Annotated in this window: 15 protein-coding genes; 12 read left to right on the top strand and 3 right to left on the bottom strand. The window is 59.9% G+C overall.

Annotated features, from left to right (window positions below):
• Positions 1–2: 2 nt before the first annotated feature.
• From A5483_RS03270 to A5483_RS03280, 3 genes are read right to left on the bottom strand one after another with little or no spacing between them, the layout of a single operon-like run.
• A complete protein-coding gene (locus tag A5483_RS03270; protein WP_063811016.1) occupies positions 3–1163 on the bottom strand; it encodes an Mrp/NBP35 family ATP-binding protein in 1161 nt (386 codons plus the stop codon).
• Entirely contained in the window at positions 1160–1720 is a 561-nt protein-coding gene (locus A5483_RS03275; protein ID WP_002549373.1) for a DUF1003 domain-containing protein, read from the bottom strand. The genes A5483_RS03270 and A5483_RS03275 overlap by 4 nt, the downstream gene beginning before the upstream one ends.
• The gene (locus A5483_RS03280; protein ID WP_002549434.1) at positions 1713–2978 is read right to left on the bottom strand and encodes a magnesium transporter MgtE N-terminal domain-containing protein; all 1266 of its coding nucleotides are present in this window, start codon (positions 2976–2978) and stop codon (positions 1713–1715) included. Before A5483_RS03280 ends, A5483_RS03275 begins: the two co-directional genes overlap by 8 nt.
• 102 nt (positions 2979–3080) lie before the next feature.
• On the opposite strand from A5483_RS03280, the gene A5483_RS03285 reads away from it, so the two are divergent.
• The 12 genes from A5483_RS03285 to narI all read left to right on the top strand — a co-directional run bounded on the left by A5483_RS03285 (position 3081) and on the right by narI (position 15964).
• On the top strand, positions 3081–3593 hold the full coding sequence (locus A5483_RS03285; protein WP_002549326.1) for a YflT domain-containing protein: 513 nt from the start codon (positions 3081–3083) through the stop codon (positions 3591–3593).
• 114 nt (positions 3594–3707) lie between these two features.
• Positions 3708–4580: a COX15/CtaA family protein gene (locus A5483_RS03290; RefSeq protein WP_042842853.1), complete on the top strand. Its 873-nt coding sequence runs from the start codon at positions 3708–3710 to the stop codon at positions 4578–4580.
• A gap of 359 nt (positions 4581–4939) precedes the next feature.
• Complete coding sequence (gene modA, locus A5483_RS03295; protein ID WP_233500900.1) at positions 4940–5728, top strand: molybdate ABC transporter substrate-binding protein; 789 nt, start codon at positions 4940–4942, stop codon at positions 5726–5728.
• Positions 5729–5738: 10 nt separating this feature from the next.
• Positions 5739–6503 carry an ABC transporter permease gene (locus A5483_RS03300; RefSeq protein ID WP_063811018.1) on the top strand — a complete coding sequence of 255 codons (765 nt, stop codon included), beginning with the start codon at positions 5739–5741 and terminating at the stop codon, positions 6501–6503.
• Positions 6500–7249, top strand: a complete 750-nt coding sequence (locus tag A5483_RS03305; RefSeq protein WP_082863980.1) for a sulfate/molybdate ABC transporter ATP-binding protein — start codon at positions 6500–6502, stop codon at positions 7247–7249. The genes A5483_RS03300 and A5483_RS03305 overlap by 4 nt, the downstream gene beginning before the upstream one ends.
• Before the next feature lie 53 nt (positions 7250–7302).
• The gene (moaA, locus tag A5483_RS03310; protein WP_063811020.1) at positions 7303–8319 is read left to right on the top strand and encodes a GTP 3',8-cyclase MoaA; all 1017 of its coding nucleotides are present in this window, start codon (positions 7303–7305) and stop codon (positions 8317–8319) included.
• A gap of 2 nt (positions 8320–8321) precedes the next feature.
• On the top strand, positions 8322–8555 hold the full coding sequence (locus A5483_RS03315; RefSeq protein WP_002549324.1) for a MoaD/ThiS family protein: 234 nt from the start codon (positions 8322–8324) through the stop codon (positions 8553–8555).
• Positions 8555–9133: a molybdenum cofactor guanylyltransferase gene (gene mobA, locus A5483_RS03320; RefSeq protein ID WP_052647597.1), complete on the top strand. Its 579-nt coding sequence runs from the start codon at positions 8555–8557 to the stop codon at positions 9131–9133. The genes A5483_RS03315 and mobA overlap by 1 nt, the downstream gene beginning before the upstream one ends.
• 114 nt (positions 9134–9247) lie before the next feature.
• Positions 9248–12967: a nitrate reductase subunit alpha gene (locus A5483_RS03325; protein WP_063811021.1), complete on the top strand. Its 3720-nt coding sequence runs from the start codon at positions 9248–9250 to the stop codon at positions 12965–12967.
• The gene (gene narH, locus A5483_RS03330; RefSeq protein WP_063811022.1) at positions 12967–14571 is read left to right on the top strand and encodes a nitrate reductase subunit beta; all 1605 of its coding nucleotides are present in this window, start codon (positions 12967–12969) and stop codon (positions 14569–14571) included. Before A5483_RS03325 ends, narH begins: the two co-directional genes overlap by 1 nt.
• Positions 14568–15206, top strand: a complete 639-nt coding sequence (narJ, locus tag A5483_RS03335; protein WP_063811023.1) for a nitrate reductase molybdenum cofactor assembly chaperone — start codon at positions 14568–14570, stop codon at positions 15204–15206. Before narH ends, narJ begins: the two co-directional genes overlap by 4 nt.
• A 2-nt stretch (positions 15207–15208) precedes the next feature.
• The gene (gene narI / locus A5483_RS03340) at positions 15209–15964 is read left to right on the top strand and encodes a respiratory nitrate reductase subunit gamma (RefSeq protein WP_233500902.1); all 756 of its coding nucleotides are present in this window, start codon (positions 15209–15211) and stop codon (positions 15962–15964) included.
• Positions 15965–15976: the final 12 nt, after the last annotated feature.

A 15976-nucleotide genomic window follows, 5' to 3' on the forward strand; every position in this document is an offset into this window, starting at 1 on the left:
AATCAGTGACTGACGGGTTGAACCCCCAGATTCATGCCGGCCAGACCACGAGGGCGCGCGTCGATAGTCCTGGCGAGTTCGGTGATGGCCGCGGCCGCGGGCGAGTCTGGGTGGGCGATGACGATCGGGTCGCCGTTATCACCGCCGCTGCGTAGCTCGACGTCGAGTGGGATCTGGCCGAGCAGCGGGATTGTGGTGCCCAAACGTTCCGACAGCGCGTCGGCAGCCTGTTGGCCGCCACCGGTCCCGAACAGATCGACGCGGAAGGTCTCGCGGGATTTTGGCGCGGTGACCTCCAGCCATGACATGTTCTCTACCACGCCCATCACCCGCTGCTGCATGATTCCAGCCATCGTGCCGGCACGCTCGGCCACTTCGGATGCAGCTTGCTGTGGGGTGGTGACGACGAGAACTTCCGCGTTGGGCAGCTTCTGTCCCAGGCTCATGGCGATGTCACCGGTGCCAGGGGGAAGGTCGATGAGGAGGTAGTCAAGATCGCCCCAGTGAACATCTGCCAGCAGCTGGGTGAGTGCCCGGTCGAGGATCGGTCCGCGCCAAGCGATGACGTCGGACTTGTTGGGCTTCATCATGCCGATGCTGATCGACTTGATGCCAAGTCCAGGCACCGGAAGCAGCATGTCATCGAGAGGAGTGGGGCGAGCCTCACCTAGGCCGAGCATGTCGGGGATCGAGTGGCCGTAGATGTCGGCGTCCAACAGACCAACCTCGCGACCGAGCTGAGCTAGGCCCAAAGCCAGGTTGACGGTGACAGAGGACTTGCCGACGCCACCCTTGCCCGAGGAAACCGCGATGACCTTGGTGGTGTTTCCCGGCTGGGCAAAGGGAATGACGCGCTCGGGGACACCGCCACGCAGCTGGACCTTCAGCGCGTCGCGCTGCTCGTCGGTCATCGTGCCGAGTTCGACGGAAACACTGGTGACCCCGTCAACGCCGCGCACAGCCTCAGTGACCTGCTCACGCAGCTCGGTCTTGAGGGGACACCCGGCGACGGTCAGCAGAACACGAACGAAAGCGCGTCCCTGCTCGTCGACGGTAATCTCATCGACCATATCGAGATCGGTGATGGGGCGTTTGATCTCGGGGTCATTGACGTGCGACAACGCGTCAGTAATGGCCCCAACCAGTGGGTTCTCGGTGCTCATGCTGACTTGTCTACACACCGTTGGCCCGATGCGACAACTCGCCCATCGCGAACCGGGGCGGCTTCGATCTCTTCGAACAGGGAGCGCAACTCGTCGCGTAGCTCCGAGCGCAAATAGTCGCGGGTGGCCAACTCGCCTATCTGCATTCGGATGGATGCTACCTCCCGAGCCAGGAACTCCATGTCGGCACGGGACTGGGCGGCGACCCGACGATCCTCAGCCATCGATACCCGATCCCGGTCCTCTTGACGGTTCTGTGCCAGCAAAATAAGGGGGGCTGAGTAAGAAGCCTGAGTAGAGAAGAACAGGTTGAGCAAGATGAACGGGTATGGGTCAAACCGCAATTTATAAATCGCTACGAGATTCCAGATGACCCAGCTGCACACAATGATCGTCATATAGACGAGGAACTTTGCCGTACCCATGAATCGCGCAGTGGCCTCAGCGAACTGTCCGAATTTCTCGGAGTCCAGCTGTACTCGAGGGCGTTTGACTTTGCGTGGTCCCGGAATGTCGAGGCGGTTGGCGTCATGCAGCCGCTGATCGCTGTCAGCCATGGTTCACCTCCACAAGTTCGCCATCCATCTGGTTTCCCCGCCAGTCGGTAGGCAGCAGATGGTCGAGAAGGTCGTCAACGGCTACTGCCCCAACCAGCTGGTTCGCGTCGTTGACGACGGGAACGACGACCAGGTTATAGGTAGCGAAGTAGCGGCTCACCGCCCCCACCGGGGCATCGGTGTGGATAGGTTCAAGATCAGAGTCGATGATTGCCGAGACCATCGTCGAAGGAGGCTCGCGCAGCAGTCGTTGTACGTGCACTGCTCCCAGGTAACGGCCGGTGGGGGTTTCGGTGGGGGGACGGCACACGAAGACCATGGATGCCTCGGCAGGTGTGATGTCTTCGTTACGTACCAAGGCCAGGGCGTCAGCGACGGTGGCGTCGGCTGCAACGATGACGGGTTCAGGGGTCATCATGGCTCCCGAAGTGAACTCGGCATAGGCCATCAAAGAGCGGACGTCGTCGGCGTCGTCGGGCTCCATGCGTGCCAGCAACTGGTGGGCGGTAGTGTCCGGGAGTTCCTTGATGAGGTCGGCGGCGTCGTCGGGATCCATCTCTTCGAGGATGTCGGCGGCGCGGTCGGGATCGAGGATAGTGATGAGGGATACCTGCTCGTCCTCGGGAAGCTCCTCGATGGCGTTGGCGAGCTGGTCGTCGTCCAGGGCCATGGCGACTTCCGCACGGCGATGCGGGTTCATGTCATGAAGTTCCCGGGCCATGTCCGCCGGCTTCATCTCATGCATCTCGGCGATAGTTCGCTCGGTGGACTGGCGGGAGGCGAGTACGAGGGAAGGGACTTCGCGCCAGTCGACGATGGTCGGGTTACTGGGAGCCTTGCGAATGAACCGGCTGTGCCCAGATTCAGCGAGGGCCACCTCGTTAATTTCCCACTCGCGGCTGCGTACGGGGGCCATCGAGACGTCCATGACCCATACTTGCGTGCCATTGCGGCTGAAGGTGCGGTCGAAGAGGTCCTCGATGACGAGGGTCTCGGAGACTCTGCGGGAGAACACCCGGGTGTTGACAGTTCCCGAGATCATGATCTGGAGCGCGTCAATAGCGTGCACTCGGACCATTGGGATGAAGATCCGTCGACGGGCGAATAGCTCGACGACGAGCCCACGCACCAGCGGGGCACGCCCTGGAGTGCGCATCTGGACGACGACATCTCTGACCTTGCCGACCTGGTCGCCGCTGGCATCCATGACGGGAAGGCCGCGGATCCGAGAGATGAATATCGATTGGGACCTGTTCACCCCGCACAATCTACCCGGACGACAAACATTGACGCTGCAGTACGAGAGCAGGCAGTTGTCGGCGTCTACCCGTAGACTGATGGCCATATCAAGGAGGAAGCCATGACGCTAGGTGTAATTCCGGGCAGGGCGAGTGCCATGTTCAATCTGGAGTACCCGCAGTCAGTCGTCGTGGTTGATGACTACGCGACCGCCCAGAAGGTTGTCGACCACCTGTCCGATAAAGAATTCCCGGTTGAAAACCTCTGCATCGTCGGGACTGACCTCAAGACGATGGAGCGCGTTACCGGACGTCGCACTTGGGGGTCGGTGCTCAGCCAGGGAGCGGTGTCAGGAATCGGGATGGGTCTTCTGGTTGGCCTCATGATGATGTTTTTCACTACGGGTGAGGCTGTTTTCTCTCTGTTGTTGACTGGGCTCATCGTCGGTGTGGTTATCGGCATGATCACTGCCGCTATTACGTACTCGATGAGTGGTGGAGAGCGGGACTTCAACTCTGTCCAACAAGTCGTGGCTACCCACTATGAGGTGCTCGCTGAGCACAAGGTGGCCGCGCAAGCCCGTGAAATGGTGTCCGATATGCCGTTCATGAGGGCGAAGGCTTTCGAGGTCTGATCTGTTTTGAGGGGCCTACCGTCGGGTACACCTGACGGTGGTGGCAGTATCGGACAGTCCAAGCCGTCGGCAATTGGGGCCGACTAACGGCGACCACCACCATCGAGGAATGTCATGACTAGCACCGTCGCAACCAGGAATGCCGTACCAAAAGGAGGCGTGGTTCTCTTCGCTGTCACTGCCGTTGTCATCACTGTCACCTTGGCGCTGGGATCGACGGTGTGTGCCACTGATGCCTCGGCATCGTGCCCAAACTGGCCCGGCTGTTATGTCGGTCGTCTCACCCCGTTGGACGCCACCCAGCCGTGGGTCGAGTTCATCCATCGCGTCATTTCGGCCTCGATAGGTCTGCTTGCGGTTGCCAGCATCATCGTCGGCATGGTGTACCGACATGCCGACAAGCTGCTGGTTGCCCTCCCCATCGTGGCTCTGTTGGGGGCGTTGACGTCTGGCGTGTTCGGCATGATGACTATCAAGTGGGGGATTAACTCGGTTGAAGCCTCTTTCGACCTGCTTGCCGCGATTATCTCGATGGGAGCCATGTGGCGGGCTTACTTTGTCGCGTGTAAGCCTCGGTCGCCGTGGATCTGGAGTGGGCGGACCAAGCTTGGGATCGGAGCTGTTGCTTTCCTCATTGTTGGCCACTTCTTCGCTGTGCAGGTGGCCGGTTCCGGGTCTCTGACCCGTTGTATGGGCTGGGCGATGTTCGTGCGCGGTGCCGGGGATGGACCTCTCGCTGGCTGGGTTGCTCAGCAGGCCATTATGGGAATCGGAATGGTGCTCGCGATTGTCTTCCTGGTGGTTCGCTGGGGACGTCGTAGCGGCTGGGACATTCTCTGCGCTGTGCTTGTCATCATTGAGCTCGTCTCCGGGGTGCTTATTGCCGTCAATGGATCTAGCCACGGCCTGGGAACCTTGCACGCGGTCCCCGCCGTGCTCATCCTCTGCCTGACTATGACGGCAACGATGCGTAGTGCCAGGGGCTGAACCCGGGGGACACCGCCAGTAGCAGGATCCGTGCTGCCTGGATTTGCAATTGCGTGGTTCTCTGGCGGGAAACGCCGCAGTTGCGTGCTTCAATACGTTTGTGGTCACGTATCGGATCAGTGAAGTTGCTGCCCCCATCGGTGTCAGCGAAGACTCAGCGCGGAGGCTCGTGGCGGCTGACGTCCTACCTGCCCATAAAGGTCGCTCTGGCTGCCTCGCAACGACCTGGGTTTGGAAATAGGAAGTCGTGCTGTGACAGTGGTGAAATCCACCAACGTCGTGATCGAGACCGCCGGCCACACCGGCAAGACTCATTCATGAGCAGCGTTATGAGGAATCGATCTGGTCGAGGCAGGATCGTGACGTGTGCTGTCGCTGTTGGCGCACTTATCATGACCGGGTGTGCCTCCGTAGGCCAGCAGTCAGCAAAGCCAGGCGCTCCCGGCACGATGTCGGGGTCGTCAGGCCCCACAGGCCAGATTAACGTGTACGCGGCAGCGTCACTGACTTCTCCGTTCACCAGGATTGGCAAGCAACTGGAATCCACGCATCCGGGCCTCAAAGTGGTGCTTGTCTTCGCGGGCTCTTCGGAATTGGTGAGCCAGCTGTCTGCTGGTGCGAAGGGTGATGTTTTCGCCTCCGCAGATGAGGCCAATATGGATAAGGTCCTCAGAGCTGGGTTGGTGGGTGCAGAAAAACCGAAGTTGTTTGCAGCGAACCATTTAGCCATCGTTACTGCCCCGGGAAACCCTCATGGGATCTCATCCTTATCGGATTTAGTAAAGCCGAACGTGTCAGTAGTTGTCTGTGCGGAACAAGTTCCCTGTGGCGGGGCGACCAAGAGGGTCCTCAAGAAAGCTGGGGTTGGCCTCAACCCGGTCAGCGAGGAGAACTCGGTGACAAGCGTGCTGGGCAAGGTCACGTCAGGTCAGGCTGATGCTGGATTGGTTTACCGCACCGACGCGCAGGTCGCTGGGTCGGCAGTGGCTCGAGTCGACTTCCCAGAATCCGATGCCGTGGTCAACCGCTATTCGATTGCGGTGATGAACGATTCTGGAAACAAGAAGGGGTCTGATCTTTTCGTGGCAGAGGTGACCGGACCTGAAGGGCAGAAAGTGCTCAGGGAGTACGGCTTTGTCAAGCCATGAGCACGTTGGGATGCCGCTGCCACCATGGTTGGCGGTAGTTGCTGGACTGGTGGTTATCCTGCTCTTCCTGCCGATTCTCGGGCTGTGCTCCAGCGTGCCGTGGATGTCGTTGGGGCGATTGCTCTTCAGTGATTCGTCACTGATCGCCTTGTGGCTGAGCATACGGACCGCTGCTGCGGCGACGATACTTAGTATATCTCTAGGGCTTCCCCTGACGACCCTGCTGGCCAAGGGAAAGTTCCGGGGCATAGTCGTATTGAGGACGCTGGTGCTGTTACCTCTGGTTCTGCCGCCGGTCGTCAGTGGCTTGGCCCTGCTCGAAGCCTTCGGGAGGCACGGTCTGGTGGGACGACCATTGGCGGCGATTGGTATTGACGTTGCGTTCAGTACTGTCGCGGTTGTCATTGCCATGACGTTCGTGTCGTTGCCGTTTTTCGTGCTCACCGTGACCAGTGCACTGGAGTCGATGGACCCGCGAGTTGAGCAGGTCGCCATGACTTTGGGCGCACCACCCTCGAGAGTCTGGTGGACCGTCACCTTACCGTCGGTGCGGCGAGCAGTGGCCGCTGGTGCCGTGCTGGCGTTCGCTCGGGCCTTGGGCGAGTTCGGAGCCACCTTGACCTTTGCTGGGTCATTGCCCGGGGTGACCCGTACCCTTCCGTTGGAGATCTATCTGCAGCGTGAAGTGAATCCGCAGGTTTCCATGGCATTGTCGCTGCTGCTCATGGTGATTGCCGTTGCGGTGGTTGTTGGCGTTCATGGCAGACATCGATGAGTGGGCTGGAAGTTGAGGTCCGCGTGAAGGACCGGGGAGTGCAGTTCGCCATGACGGTCCCAAGCGGAACGACGGTAGCGTTGGTCGGCCCCAATGGCGCCGGAAAGTCCACAGTGCTCGACGCGATGTGTGGTCTCCTGCAGCCCGACCGATGCCGAATCGTTCTTGATGGACGGGTGCTGACCGCCGTTGATGGTGGCCATAAGTCCGCCGTGGTGCCTCCGTGGCACCGTGGTATCGGACTGCTGGGTCAGAAGGCGTTGTTGTTCGAGCATCTGAGCGTCGTTGACAACGTTGCCTACGGGTTGAGAGCACAAGGTTGGTCTGTTCGACGAGCCCGAGCTCGCGCCGACGAATGGCTGGAGGAGGTGGGCTTGGGGGGACTGGGGCAGCATCGCCCGCGAGAGCTTTCAGGCGGTCAGGCGCAGCGAGTCGCTCTAGCGCGCACTTTAGCCGTCGAACCGAAAGTGGTGGCCTTGGACGAGCCTCTCGCTTGGTTGGACGTCGAGTCGGCCGGCGTCATCCGGGATGTGCTGTCCAGGCAGATGAGGGGGCGTACGTGCGTCATTGTTACTCACGACTGCAAGGACATTAGTGCTTTGGCTGATGTGTTGATCGTCATGGAGAAGGGCCATGTCGTCGATTCGGGGAGGACTGCCGAAATGTTGAGGCACCCGTCCAGCGCATTCCTGGCGACGTTGACTGGGGCCCCTACCAAGACGTGGGTGCCGCGAGAGCACGGTTAGTGACAGGGTTCTTCGCAGTCGCGCAGTGAGATGCCGGTGCGATACTGGTGAGCATGATGCAGTTGGTCGATCCGTTCGGGCGCACCGCGACGGACTTGCGCGTCTCGGTGACTGATCGGTGCAACTTGCATTGCACATATTGCATGCCGGCCGAGGGCATGGACTGGCTGGCTCGTAGCGACGTGTTGAGCGCGGACGAGATCATTCGACTGGTTCAGGTAGCTGTCAGCCAACTCGGCATTAGTAAGGTGCGATTTACTGGTGGTGAGCCCCTTGTGCGCCCAGAGATCGTGCGCATCGTCAGTGGCGTCAAGCGGCTGCGCACCGCATCGGGAAGGCCGGTCGAGGTGGCCCTGACCACCAATGGTCTGCTGCTGCCTAGATATCTCGATGCACTGGTCGAAGCTGGCCTTGACCGGGTCAACATTTCCCTCGACACGCTGGATCGTGACCGGTACGCCCAGCTGGCCCGCCGCGATCGTCTGGATGATGTGCTGGTGGCCGTCGACCTGGCTGCGGCGAGCGGGCTGCAGCCGGTGAAGTTGAACACTGTCATCATGCGGGGCGTGAATGAGGTCGACATCGTGCCGTTGGCGAGGTTCGCGCTTGTACGCGGGCTAGAGCTCCGCTACATCGAGCAGATGCCCATCGGCCCACCCCAGTCGTGGCGGCGCGGAAGTATGGTTCCTGCTGCTGAGATCCTTGCCTCTCTGGGCAAGGAGTTCGAACTCTTTCCGGATGTCGAGCCGCGTGGTTCAGCTCCGGCTGTGAGGTGGGGTGTGAAGGCTGATGCCACTCAACCGGGGGGACGCATCGGGATCATCGCGTCGGTGACGTCACCGTTTTGTGCTGACTGCAGTCGAACGAGGCTCACCGCAGACGGTCAAGTTCGCAATTGTTTGTTTGCCCGGCAGGAAACTGATCTGCGAGAGCTATTGCGATCTGGGGCCGATGACCGTGCACTAGCCCAGGCCTGGATGGGAGCCCACGCGGCCAAGGCCGGCGGCCACGGCTTTGACGGTAACGGATTCGCCGTGCCCAGTCGGACAATGAGTGCAATCGGAGGATGAGGATGCTCGTCAGATTCTTTGCCGGGGCCGCTGAGGCAGCTGGTACTGACTCGATGGAAGTTAACGCAGCCGATCTTGACTTGGCTGGGCTGATACACCAACTCGGGGCCGAGAACGAGGATTTGGCGCGAGTCGTTGCGCGATGCAGTTGTCTGGCAGATGGGATGCGTATTGAGGAAGGCCCGTTGGCGGGGGTTACTCAACTCGACGTCCTGCCGCCCTTCGCAGGTGGATGATGCGTGCCGGTCTTGTGATTGCAGGTGGGCGGTCCGTGCGCATGGGTGTCGACAAGCGTGGTCTACTGCTCGATGGCATTCCCCTTCTGGAACGTACGGTGCAGGCAGTGGCATCGGTGTGTGACCGTGTCATCGTTGTCGGATCGCGTCCAGCATGGTGGAGCGACGACAGGGTGCACTTCGTCCAGGAAAACCCCGCTGGCAGCGGCCCGGCGGCGGCAATAGCTGCCGGAGTCGACCTACTTGCCGACAGTCTGATCCATCCCGATGAGGTGATGGTACTGGCAGGAGACTTGGCCTACCCCTGGCGCGTCGTCGATCTGTTGACCAGCTCGGTCACGGTCCTGTCCGGTCGGGCATTAGTTGACATCGACGGGTATACCCAGTGGCTCGCCTCGGTCCTTCCATTCCCGGTCATCCGAGGGTGTGTCGGCGCGCAATCGAGCTGGGCAGATATGTCGGTGCGAAGCCTGTTCGACAGCGTCGACGTCGAACTTGTGCCTGTTGCCGAGGCGACAACAGATATCGACTCCCCGGCTCAGGCACAAGCTTTCGGCATCACGGTCGGGCCAACCTGAGAAGTGATAGGGTTAGCGCCCTACCCTAGACGGCTGTAGGCAGTACGGGCGGCCCGGATTGTCACTTGCCCCTTGGGTCCCAAAACATACTGTGAGCTAATGGGGAGGCCTGTCATGGGTGAGCCGGTCACGGACGGGAAGGCGTCTGACGCGTTGCTCAAGTTGGGGAAGCACTTCACCCGCTGGCAAACCACCGATGACAACCGTGCAGTTTTTCGTGAGGGCGGACGCGCCGGAGATGCCTTCTACCGGAATCGTTGGAGCCATGACAAGGTCGTCCGATCCACACATGGCGTGAACTGCACAGGTTCGTGTTCGTGGCAGGTCTACGTGCGCGACGGTCTGATCACGTGGGAATCTCAAGCAACCGATTACCCGACGACGGGTCCTGATCGTCCCGAATACGAGCCGCGGGGGTGCCCCAGAGGGGCAGCATTTTCGTGGTACACGTACTCACCGACCCGTGTCCGCTATCCCTACGTTCGTAGTGTGCTCCTCGAGATGTATCGCGACGCCAAGGCACGGTTGGGCGATCCGGTCGAGGCGTTTCATGAGATTTCGACTACGCCGGAGAAGCGTCGTCGCTATCAGCAGGCTCGTGGCAAGGGTGGGCTGGTGCGGGTCAGTTGGGACGAGGCTTTGGAGATAGCCGCCGCCAGCTATGTGAACACCATCAAGTACTACGGCCCCGACCGTTGTGTGTCGTTCTCGCCGATCCCAGCGATGAGTATCGTGTCGCACGCGATCGGCACCCGGTTCAACCACCTCATCGGCGGAGCGATGGCTAGCTTCTACGACTGGTACGCGGACTTACCCGTTGCCAGTCCGCAAGTCTTCGGTGACCAGACCGACGTGCCCGAATCGGGGGACTGGTGGGACGCCACCTATCTCATGATGTGGGGCTCGAATGTGCCGGTAACCCGAACTCCTGATGCACATTGGATGTCGGAGGTTCGCTATCGCGGCACCAAGGTCGTCACCGTGAGTCCGGACTATGCCGACAACGTTAAATTTGCCGATGACTGGCTCCCGGCACAGGCGGGTACGGACGCAGCCTTAGCGATGGCGATGGGACACGTGATCCTCAAGGAGAACTTCGTCGACAGGAAGACTGAATACTTCGACTCCTACGTCAAGAGGAACACCGACCTGGCTATGTTGGTGACCCTCGTTGAGCATCCTGATGGCCATGGCCTGACCGCCGGCAAGTTCGTCACGGAGGCGGATCTGGGCGAGGGTGCATCTGCCGGCAATGGCGACGACGCCGCGAGGTTCAAAACCGTGATGTGGGACACGGCCACTGCAAGTCCCGTTGTCCCGAATGGCTCAATGGGCTTCCGGTATGGCGACCAGGCCGGACGTCGCTGGAACCTCGAGCTAGGCGACGTTGAACCGGCGCTGTCAATGATGGAAACCGAAGATTCGTACGGGGTCGAAGTGGCGCTGCCATGCTTCGAAGATCCGTGCGGCGCCGGTTCGATCATTCATCGCGGCGTACCTGCCCGCCAGATCAATGGGCAACTGGTTACCACCGTGTTCGACCTCATGCTGGCCCAGTACGGTGTCGGACGGGATGGCCTTCCCGGGCAGTGGCCCGAATCCTACGACGATCCGCGAGCTCCCTACACACCCGCATGGCAAGCTGAGATCACCTCTGTCCCTCCCGCCCAGTGCATCAAGACCGCACGTGAGTTCGCGAAGAATTCCGCGGAGTCCAAGGGGCGGTCGATGATCATCATTGGTGCCGGTATTTGTCATTGGTACCACGCCGATGTCACCTACCGGTCGATCATCGCCCTGCTCATGATGACTGGCTGCATTGGGCGCAACGGTGGTGGCTGGGCCCATTACGTCGGCCAGGAGAAATGCCGACCGATGACCGGATGGTTCAGTATGGCCAATGCCATGGACTGGGCGCGTCCGGCACGTACCGTCAACGGCACATCATACTGGTACATGCACACTGACCAATGGCGTACGGACGGGAACTCGACGGAGCTAGTGAAGTCGCCTCTGGCCGTCGGTGGCATGCGTCCGCAGCACACCGCTGACGCCCTCGCCCAGTCGGCGCGGATGGGGTGGATGCCGTTCTACCCGCAGTTCGACCGCAACCCTCTCGACGTAGCCGATGAGGCTCAGGCGGCGGTTGATCGTGGCGAGTTCCCGGATGTGACCAGTTACGTCACAGCCAAGCTTGAGTCAGGGGAATTGCATTCAGCGATTGAAGACGTGGATGCTTCCCAAAACTGGCCGCGGACAATGATCTTATGGCGGTCGAATTTCTTCGGCTCTTCAGCTAAGGGCGGTGAGTACTTCCAGAAATACCTTCTTGGTACCCATAACAATGTCTTGGGTATGGAGCAGCCCGGCGAACGACGCCCCGATGAGATTGCATGGCATGACCGGGCGCCGGAGGGCAAACTCGACCTGCTGATCACAGCTGATTTCCGCATGACGTCCTCCACGTTGCTCAGTGATGTGGTATTCCCGGCGGCCACGTGGTACGAGAAACACGATATCAACACCACCGACATGCATCCCTATGTGCATGCTTTCAGCGCAGCGATCGACCCACCGTGGGAGGCGCGTACTGACTTCCAGCTGTTCAACGACCTGGCTCGCGCGATTTCACAGTTGGGTGCCACGCACCTAGGAAAGCGTCGCGATGTGGTCGCGGTGCCGCTCCAGCACGACACACTCGGCGAGGTCAAGCAGCCCGGGGGACATGCTGTTGACTGGAAACGTGAAGGGGTGCCAGCGAGCCCGGGGGTCAACATGCCGGCGCTGGCTGTGGTTGAGCGGGATTATGGTGCCATCGCCGACAAGCTGGCGACTGTCGGACCGCTTGCCGACGAACTGGGCTTCACGGTTAAGAACGTGCATTACGACGTCAGGGAACAGGTGCAGCAGCTGGCTGCTTCGCACGGCGTCTTCCCCTCTGGTCCAGCTGCCGGACGGCCAGCGGTGGACACCGACCAACGTATGGCCGAGGCGATCTTGTCGTTCTCGGGTACCACGAACGGCAAGCTTGCGGTGTCGGGATTCCGGGATCTTGAATCTAAGACGGGATGTCATCTGGCAGATCTGGCTGAGGGGTCGGAGGAAAAGCGTGTTAGTTTCCGAATGACCCAGCAATCTCCAGTGCCAGTGATCACGTCACCGGAGTGGTCCGGCTCAGAGACGGGCGGGCGGAGATACTCTGCTTTTACTATTAATACTGAGCGTGGAAAACCATGGCACACGCTCAGCGGGCGAATGCATTTTTTCCTTGACCATGACTGGATGATTGATGCGGGCGAGCAATTACCTATATATCGTCCACCCCTTGATATGCGGGCCGCATATGGTGAGCCGGCGCTAGGCCCGGATGGCGAGAAGGCCATCGCGCTAAGGTATTTGACGGTGCACAATAAATGGTCAATCCATTCCGAGTACCAGGATAATCTGTTCATGCTCAGTCTTGGACGAGGTGGTCCGCAAGCGTGGCTCAGCGAGAATGACGCTCGCAGTATTGGGGTTGCCGACAACGATTGGGTCGAGTTCACCAATGCCAACGGTGTGTTTGTTGCCCGTGCGGTGGTCACCTCGAAGTTACCGGACGGAGTGGCTTACGTGCAGCACGCTCAGGAACGTACAGTCGGCGTTCCGAAGTCCGAAGCGACTGGCAAACGCGGTGGGATTCACAACTCGGTCACTCGAATACTGCTGAAACCGACACACTTGATCGGCGGCTATGCCCAGCTGTCCTATGCATTTAACTACCTTGGTCCGACCGGTGTGCAGCGAGACATCATCTCGACCGTCCGACGCCGTTCACAGGAGGTGCAGTACTGATGGCCACCGTGACGCCCCATAAGAGACGGCGCCGAGTGATGGCGCAGATGACCATGGTCATGAACCTTGACAAGTGCATTGGATGCCACACCTGTTCGGTGACCTGCAAGCAGGCGTGGACCAACCGGGCGGGCACTGAATACGTGTGGTTCAACAATGTCGAGACCCGACCGGGGCAGGGGTATCCGCGTGCGTACGAAGACCAGGATCGCTGGCGTGGAGGATGGGTGCGTACGCCATCGGGGAAGTTGAAGCTCCGTTCGGGGAACCGAATTCAGAAGCTGCTCGGCATCTTCGCCTCGCCGCGACAGCCCGGCATTGACGATTACTATGAGCCGTGGACCTACGACTATGAGAATCTGACCCGTGCGCCATTGGGAGATGATTTTCCTGTGGCGCGCCCAAAATCACTGATTACGGGCGAGGACATCGACATCAAGGCATCGTCCAACTGGGATGATGCCTTGGGAGGTAGTGCAGCGACTGAGGCTAATGATCCGATCTTGGTGAAGCTGCGCGAGCAGGCAAATAAACGTATCAAACTGAGTTTTGAGCGTAACTTCATGTTTTTCCTGCCTCGTATATGTGAGCATTGCCTCAACCCGTCGTGCATGGCTTCCTGCCCGTCCGGCGCTATTTACAAGCGTTCAGAGGACGGAATTGTTCTCGTCGATCAGGATCGCTGCCGCGGGTGGCGTCAATGCATCACGGGCTGCCCATACAAGAAAATCTACTTCAACCACCGCACCGGTAAAGCGGAGAAATGCACCCTCTGTTATCCGCGCCTGGAAGAAGGAATTCCGACCGTATGTGCTGAGACCTGTGTCGGGCGTCTGCGATACCTGGGTGTGGTGCTTTATGATCCCGATCAGGTCGGTGCCGCTGCGGCTGTTGAGAGCGAGCAGGATCTCTATCCGGCTCAACTGGATTTGCTACTTGATCCCACGGACCCTGACGTCATCCAGGATGCGCGCGCCAGTGGGATTCCACAAGACTGGCTCGAAGCAGCTGTGAAATCGCCGGTGTATGCGCTGATCAAGCATTTCAGGGTGGCGCTGCCTCTCCATCCTGAATATCGCACGATGCCGATGGTTTGGTATATCCCGCCCCTATCCCCGGTTGTGGAGCTGCTCAGTGAGCAGGGTCACGATGGTGAAGCAGCGGGCAACCTGTTTGGCGCCATCGACGCATTGCGCATCCCGGTGGACTACTTGGCTGAACTGTTCACAGCGGGGAATGTCGACGCGGTGACAGCGACGCTGCAGCGTCTGGCTGCGATGCGGTCATACATGCGTGACGTCACGTTGGGCAACGAGCGGCAGCCCGACATAGCGCGTGCAGTGGGCATGGAGCCTGCTGCGGTTGAGCAGATGTACCGGTTGCTCGCTATCGCTAAGTACGACGAGCGTTACGTGATTCCCAAGGCCCACCGGGAGGGGTGCGACGAGCCTCATGGCATGGGCTGTTCCCTGGACGTCGATGGCGGTCCGGGGATGCAGAATGCAGGGTTCTGCGGCTCGAACCGCAGATATCCGGTGCCGGTGTCGATAGAGAGTTTCGCGGCGAGCCAGGCCAGACGTGACGGGGGAGAACACGCCACATGAGCCGGATCAACATTGTTCTCCAGTCGGCTTCGCTGTTGCTGGAATACCCCGACGAGCGCCTCCTCGACCGGTTGAACCTCATCGAGGCTGCCCTTACCGAGGTCGGCGCGACCAGTCGGTTCGGCCCTCTGTTGCAGCATCTGCGCGGCAAATCCCTGATGGATCTGCAGGCTTTTCATTCTCAAGAATTCGATCTGTCGCGTCGTCACGTACTGCACCTGACGTACTGGACATCCGGTGACACGCGCCGGCGAGGAGAGGAACTCGCGCACATCAAGCAGGTGTACCGGGAATCGGGTTTTCAGGTGAGCTTGAACGGAGAGCTTCCTGACTATCTGCCGTTGATGCTGGAGTATGCGGCTGTCGCTGACCTGAAGCGTGGTTGCCAGTTGCTTCATGCTCACCGTGCTTCCCTCGAGCTGTTGAGGCTAGCGCTGAAACGTGACCAGCTACCCCATGAATGCGCGGTCGAGGCGGTCTGCGTCGAGCTTGGCGGTCCATCGCCGCAGACGGTCGAGCAGGTGAAGTCATTGGTGGCTGGGCCACCCTCCGAGACCGTTGGCATGAGAACGGTCATGCTGCCGTATCCGAGTTTCCGTCGCCAGGCTGGGGACACGCACCGTACCGAGGTTTGATGATGAAGTATGTTCTCTGGGCGGCATCGCCTTATGTATGTTTTGTCGTGCTCGTTGGTGGCCTGATCTGGCGTCGTCGTTACGATCAGTTTGGGTGGACTTCTCGGTCGTCATCGCTGTACGAGTCCAAGGTTCTCAAGATTGCCTCGCCGGTGTTTCACTACGCCTTGCTTGCTGTGCTCCTGGGGCATGTGGTGGGGCTGGCGGTGCCCATATCGTTCACGGATTCAATCGGGATCAGCAACCATACCTATCACGAGTTCGCCGTCCTCATCGGAGGGCCGATCGGGGGCATTATGATCATCGCCCTCGGGGGTTTGATCATCCGTAGACGACGTAACCGTTCGGTATTTCGGGCTACTACCGCCAATGACAAGGTCATGTTCGTTGTGCTCGGTGCAGTGGTACTGATGGGCTTAGCTGCGACCTGTACCGGGGGACACTACCTCAACGGTAGTGAGCACAACTATCGGGAGACCGTGTCGGTCTGGTTCCGATCCTTGTTCACCTTGCAGCCGAATGTTCGCGCCATGGCTGATGCGGCATGGCAGTTCCAAGTACACGTGGTCATGGCAATGATCCTTATCGCGGCAATCCCCTTCACACGTCTGGTGCACGCTTTCGCAGCGCCGCTGCACTATCTGTTCCGCCCGTACGTCGTTTACCGCTCGCGGGACATGATCGATGCTCACACGCGCACTGCAGCTGGCCGCGGCTGGGATGCTGTCGGAACCCAGGACAACGTTCGTAGTCGGTGAACTCTATTTTCT

Origin of the sequence: Cutibacterium namnetense (assembly GCF_001642025.1) — a bacterium.
GTDB classification, from domain to species: domain Bacteria; phylum Actinomycetota; class Actinomycetes; order Propionibacteriales; family Propionibacteriaceae; genus Cutibacterium; species Cutibacterium namnetense.

Bases quoted from the DNA above. Each gene is read 5' to 3' on its own strand.
- A5483_RS03285 (WP_002549326.1), top strand. From the start codon at position 3,081: ATGACGCTAGGTGTAATTCCGGGCAGGGCGAGTGCCATGTTCAATCTG.
- A5483_RS03270 (WP_063811016.1), bottom strand. From the start codon at position 1,163: ATGAGCACCGAGAACCCACTGGTTGGGGCCATTACTGACGCGTTGTCG.
- moaA (WP_063811020.1), top strand. From the start codon at position 7,303: ATGATGCAGTTGGTCGATCCGTTCGGGCGCACCGCGACGGACTTGCGC.
- narJ (WP_063811023.1), top strand. From the start codon at position 14,568: ATGAGCCGGATCAACATTGTTCTCCAGTCGGCTTCGCTGTTGCTGGAA.
- A5483_RS03325 (WP_063811021.1), top strand. From the start codon at position 9,248: ATGGGTGAGCCGGTCACGGACGGGAAGGCGTCTGACGCGTTGCTCAAG.
- narH (WP_063811022.1), top strand. From the start codon at position 12,967: ATGGCCACCGTGACGCCCCATAAGAGACGGCGCCGAGTGATGGCGCAG.
- narI (WP_233500902.1), top strand. From the start codon at position 15,209: ATGAAGTATGTTCTCTGGGCGGCATCGCCTTATGTATGTTTTGTCGTG.
- A5483_RS03305 (WP_082863980.1), top strand. From the start codon at position 6,500: ATGAGTGGGCTGGAAGTTGAGGTCCGCGTGAAGGACCGGGGAGTGCAG.
- A5483_RS03300 (WP_063811018.1), top strand. From the start codon at position 5,739: ATGCCGCTGCCACCATGGTTGGCGGTAGTTGCTGGACTGGTGGTTATC.
- A5483_RS03290 (WP_042842853.1), top strand. From the start codon at position 3,708: ATGACTAGCACCGTCGCAACCAGGAATGCCGTACCAAAAGGAGGCGTG.
- A5483_RS03315 (WP_002549324.1), top strand. From the start codon at position 8,322: ATGCTCGTCAGATTCTTTGCCGGGGCCGCTGAGGCAGCTGGTACTGAC.
- mobA (WP_052647597.1), top strand. From the start codon at position 8,555: ATGCGTGCCGGTCTTGTGATTGCAGGTGGGCGGTCCGTGCGCATGGGT.
- A5483_RS03275 (WP_002549373.1), bottom strand. From the start codon at position 1,720: ATGGCTGACAGCGATCAGCGGCTGCATGACGCCAACCGCCTCGACATT.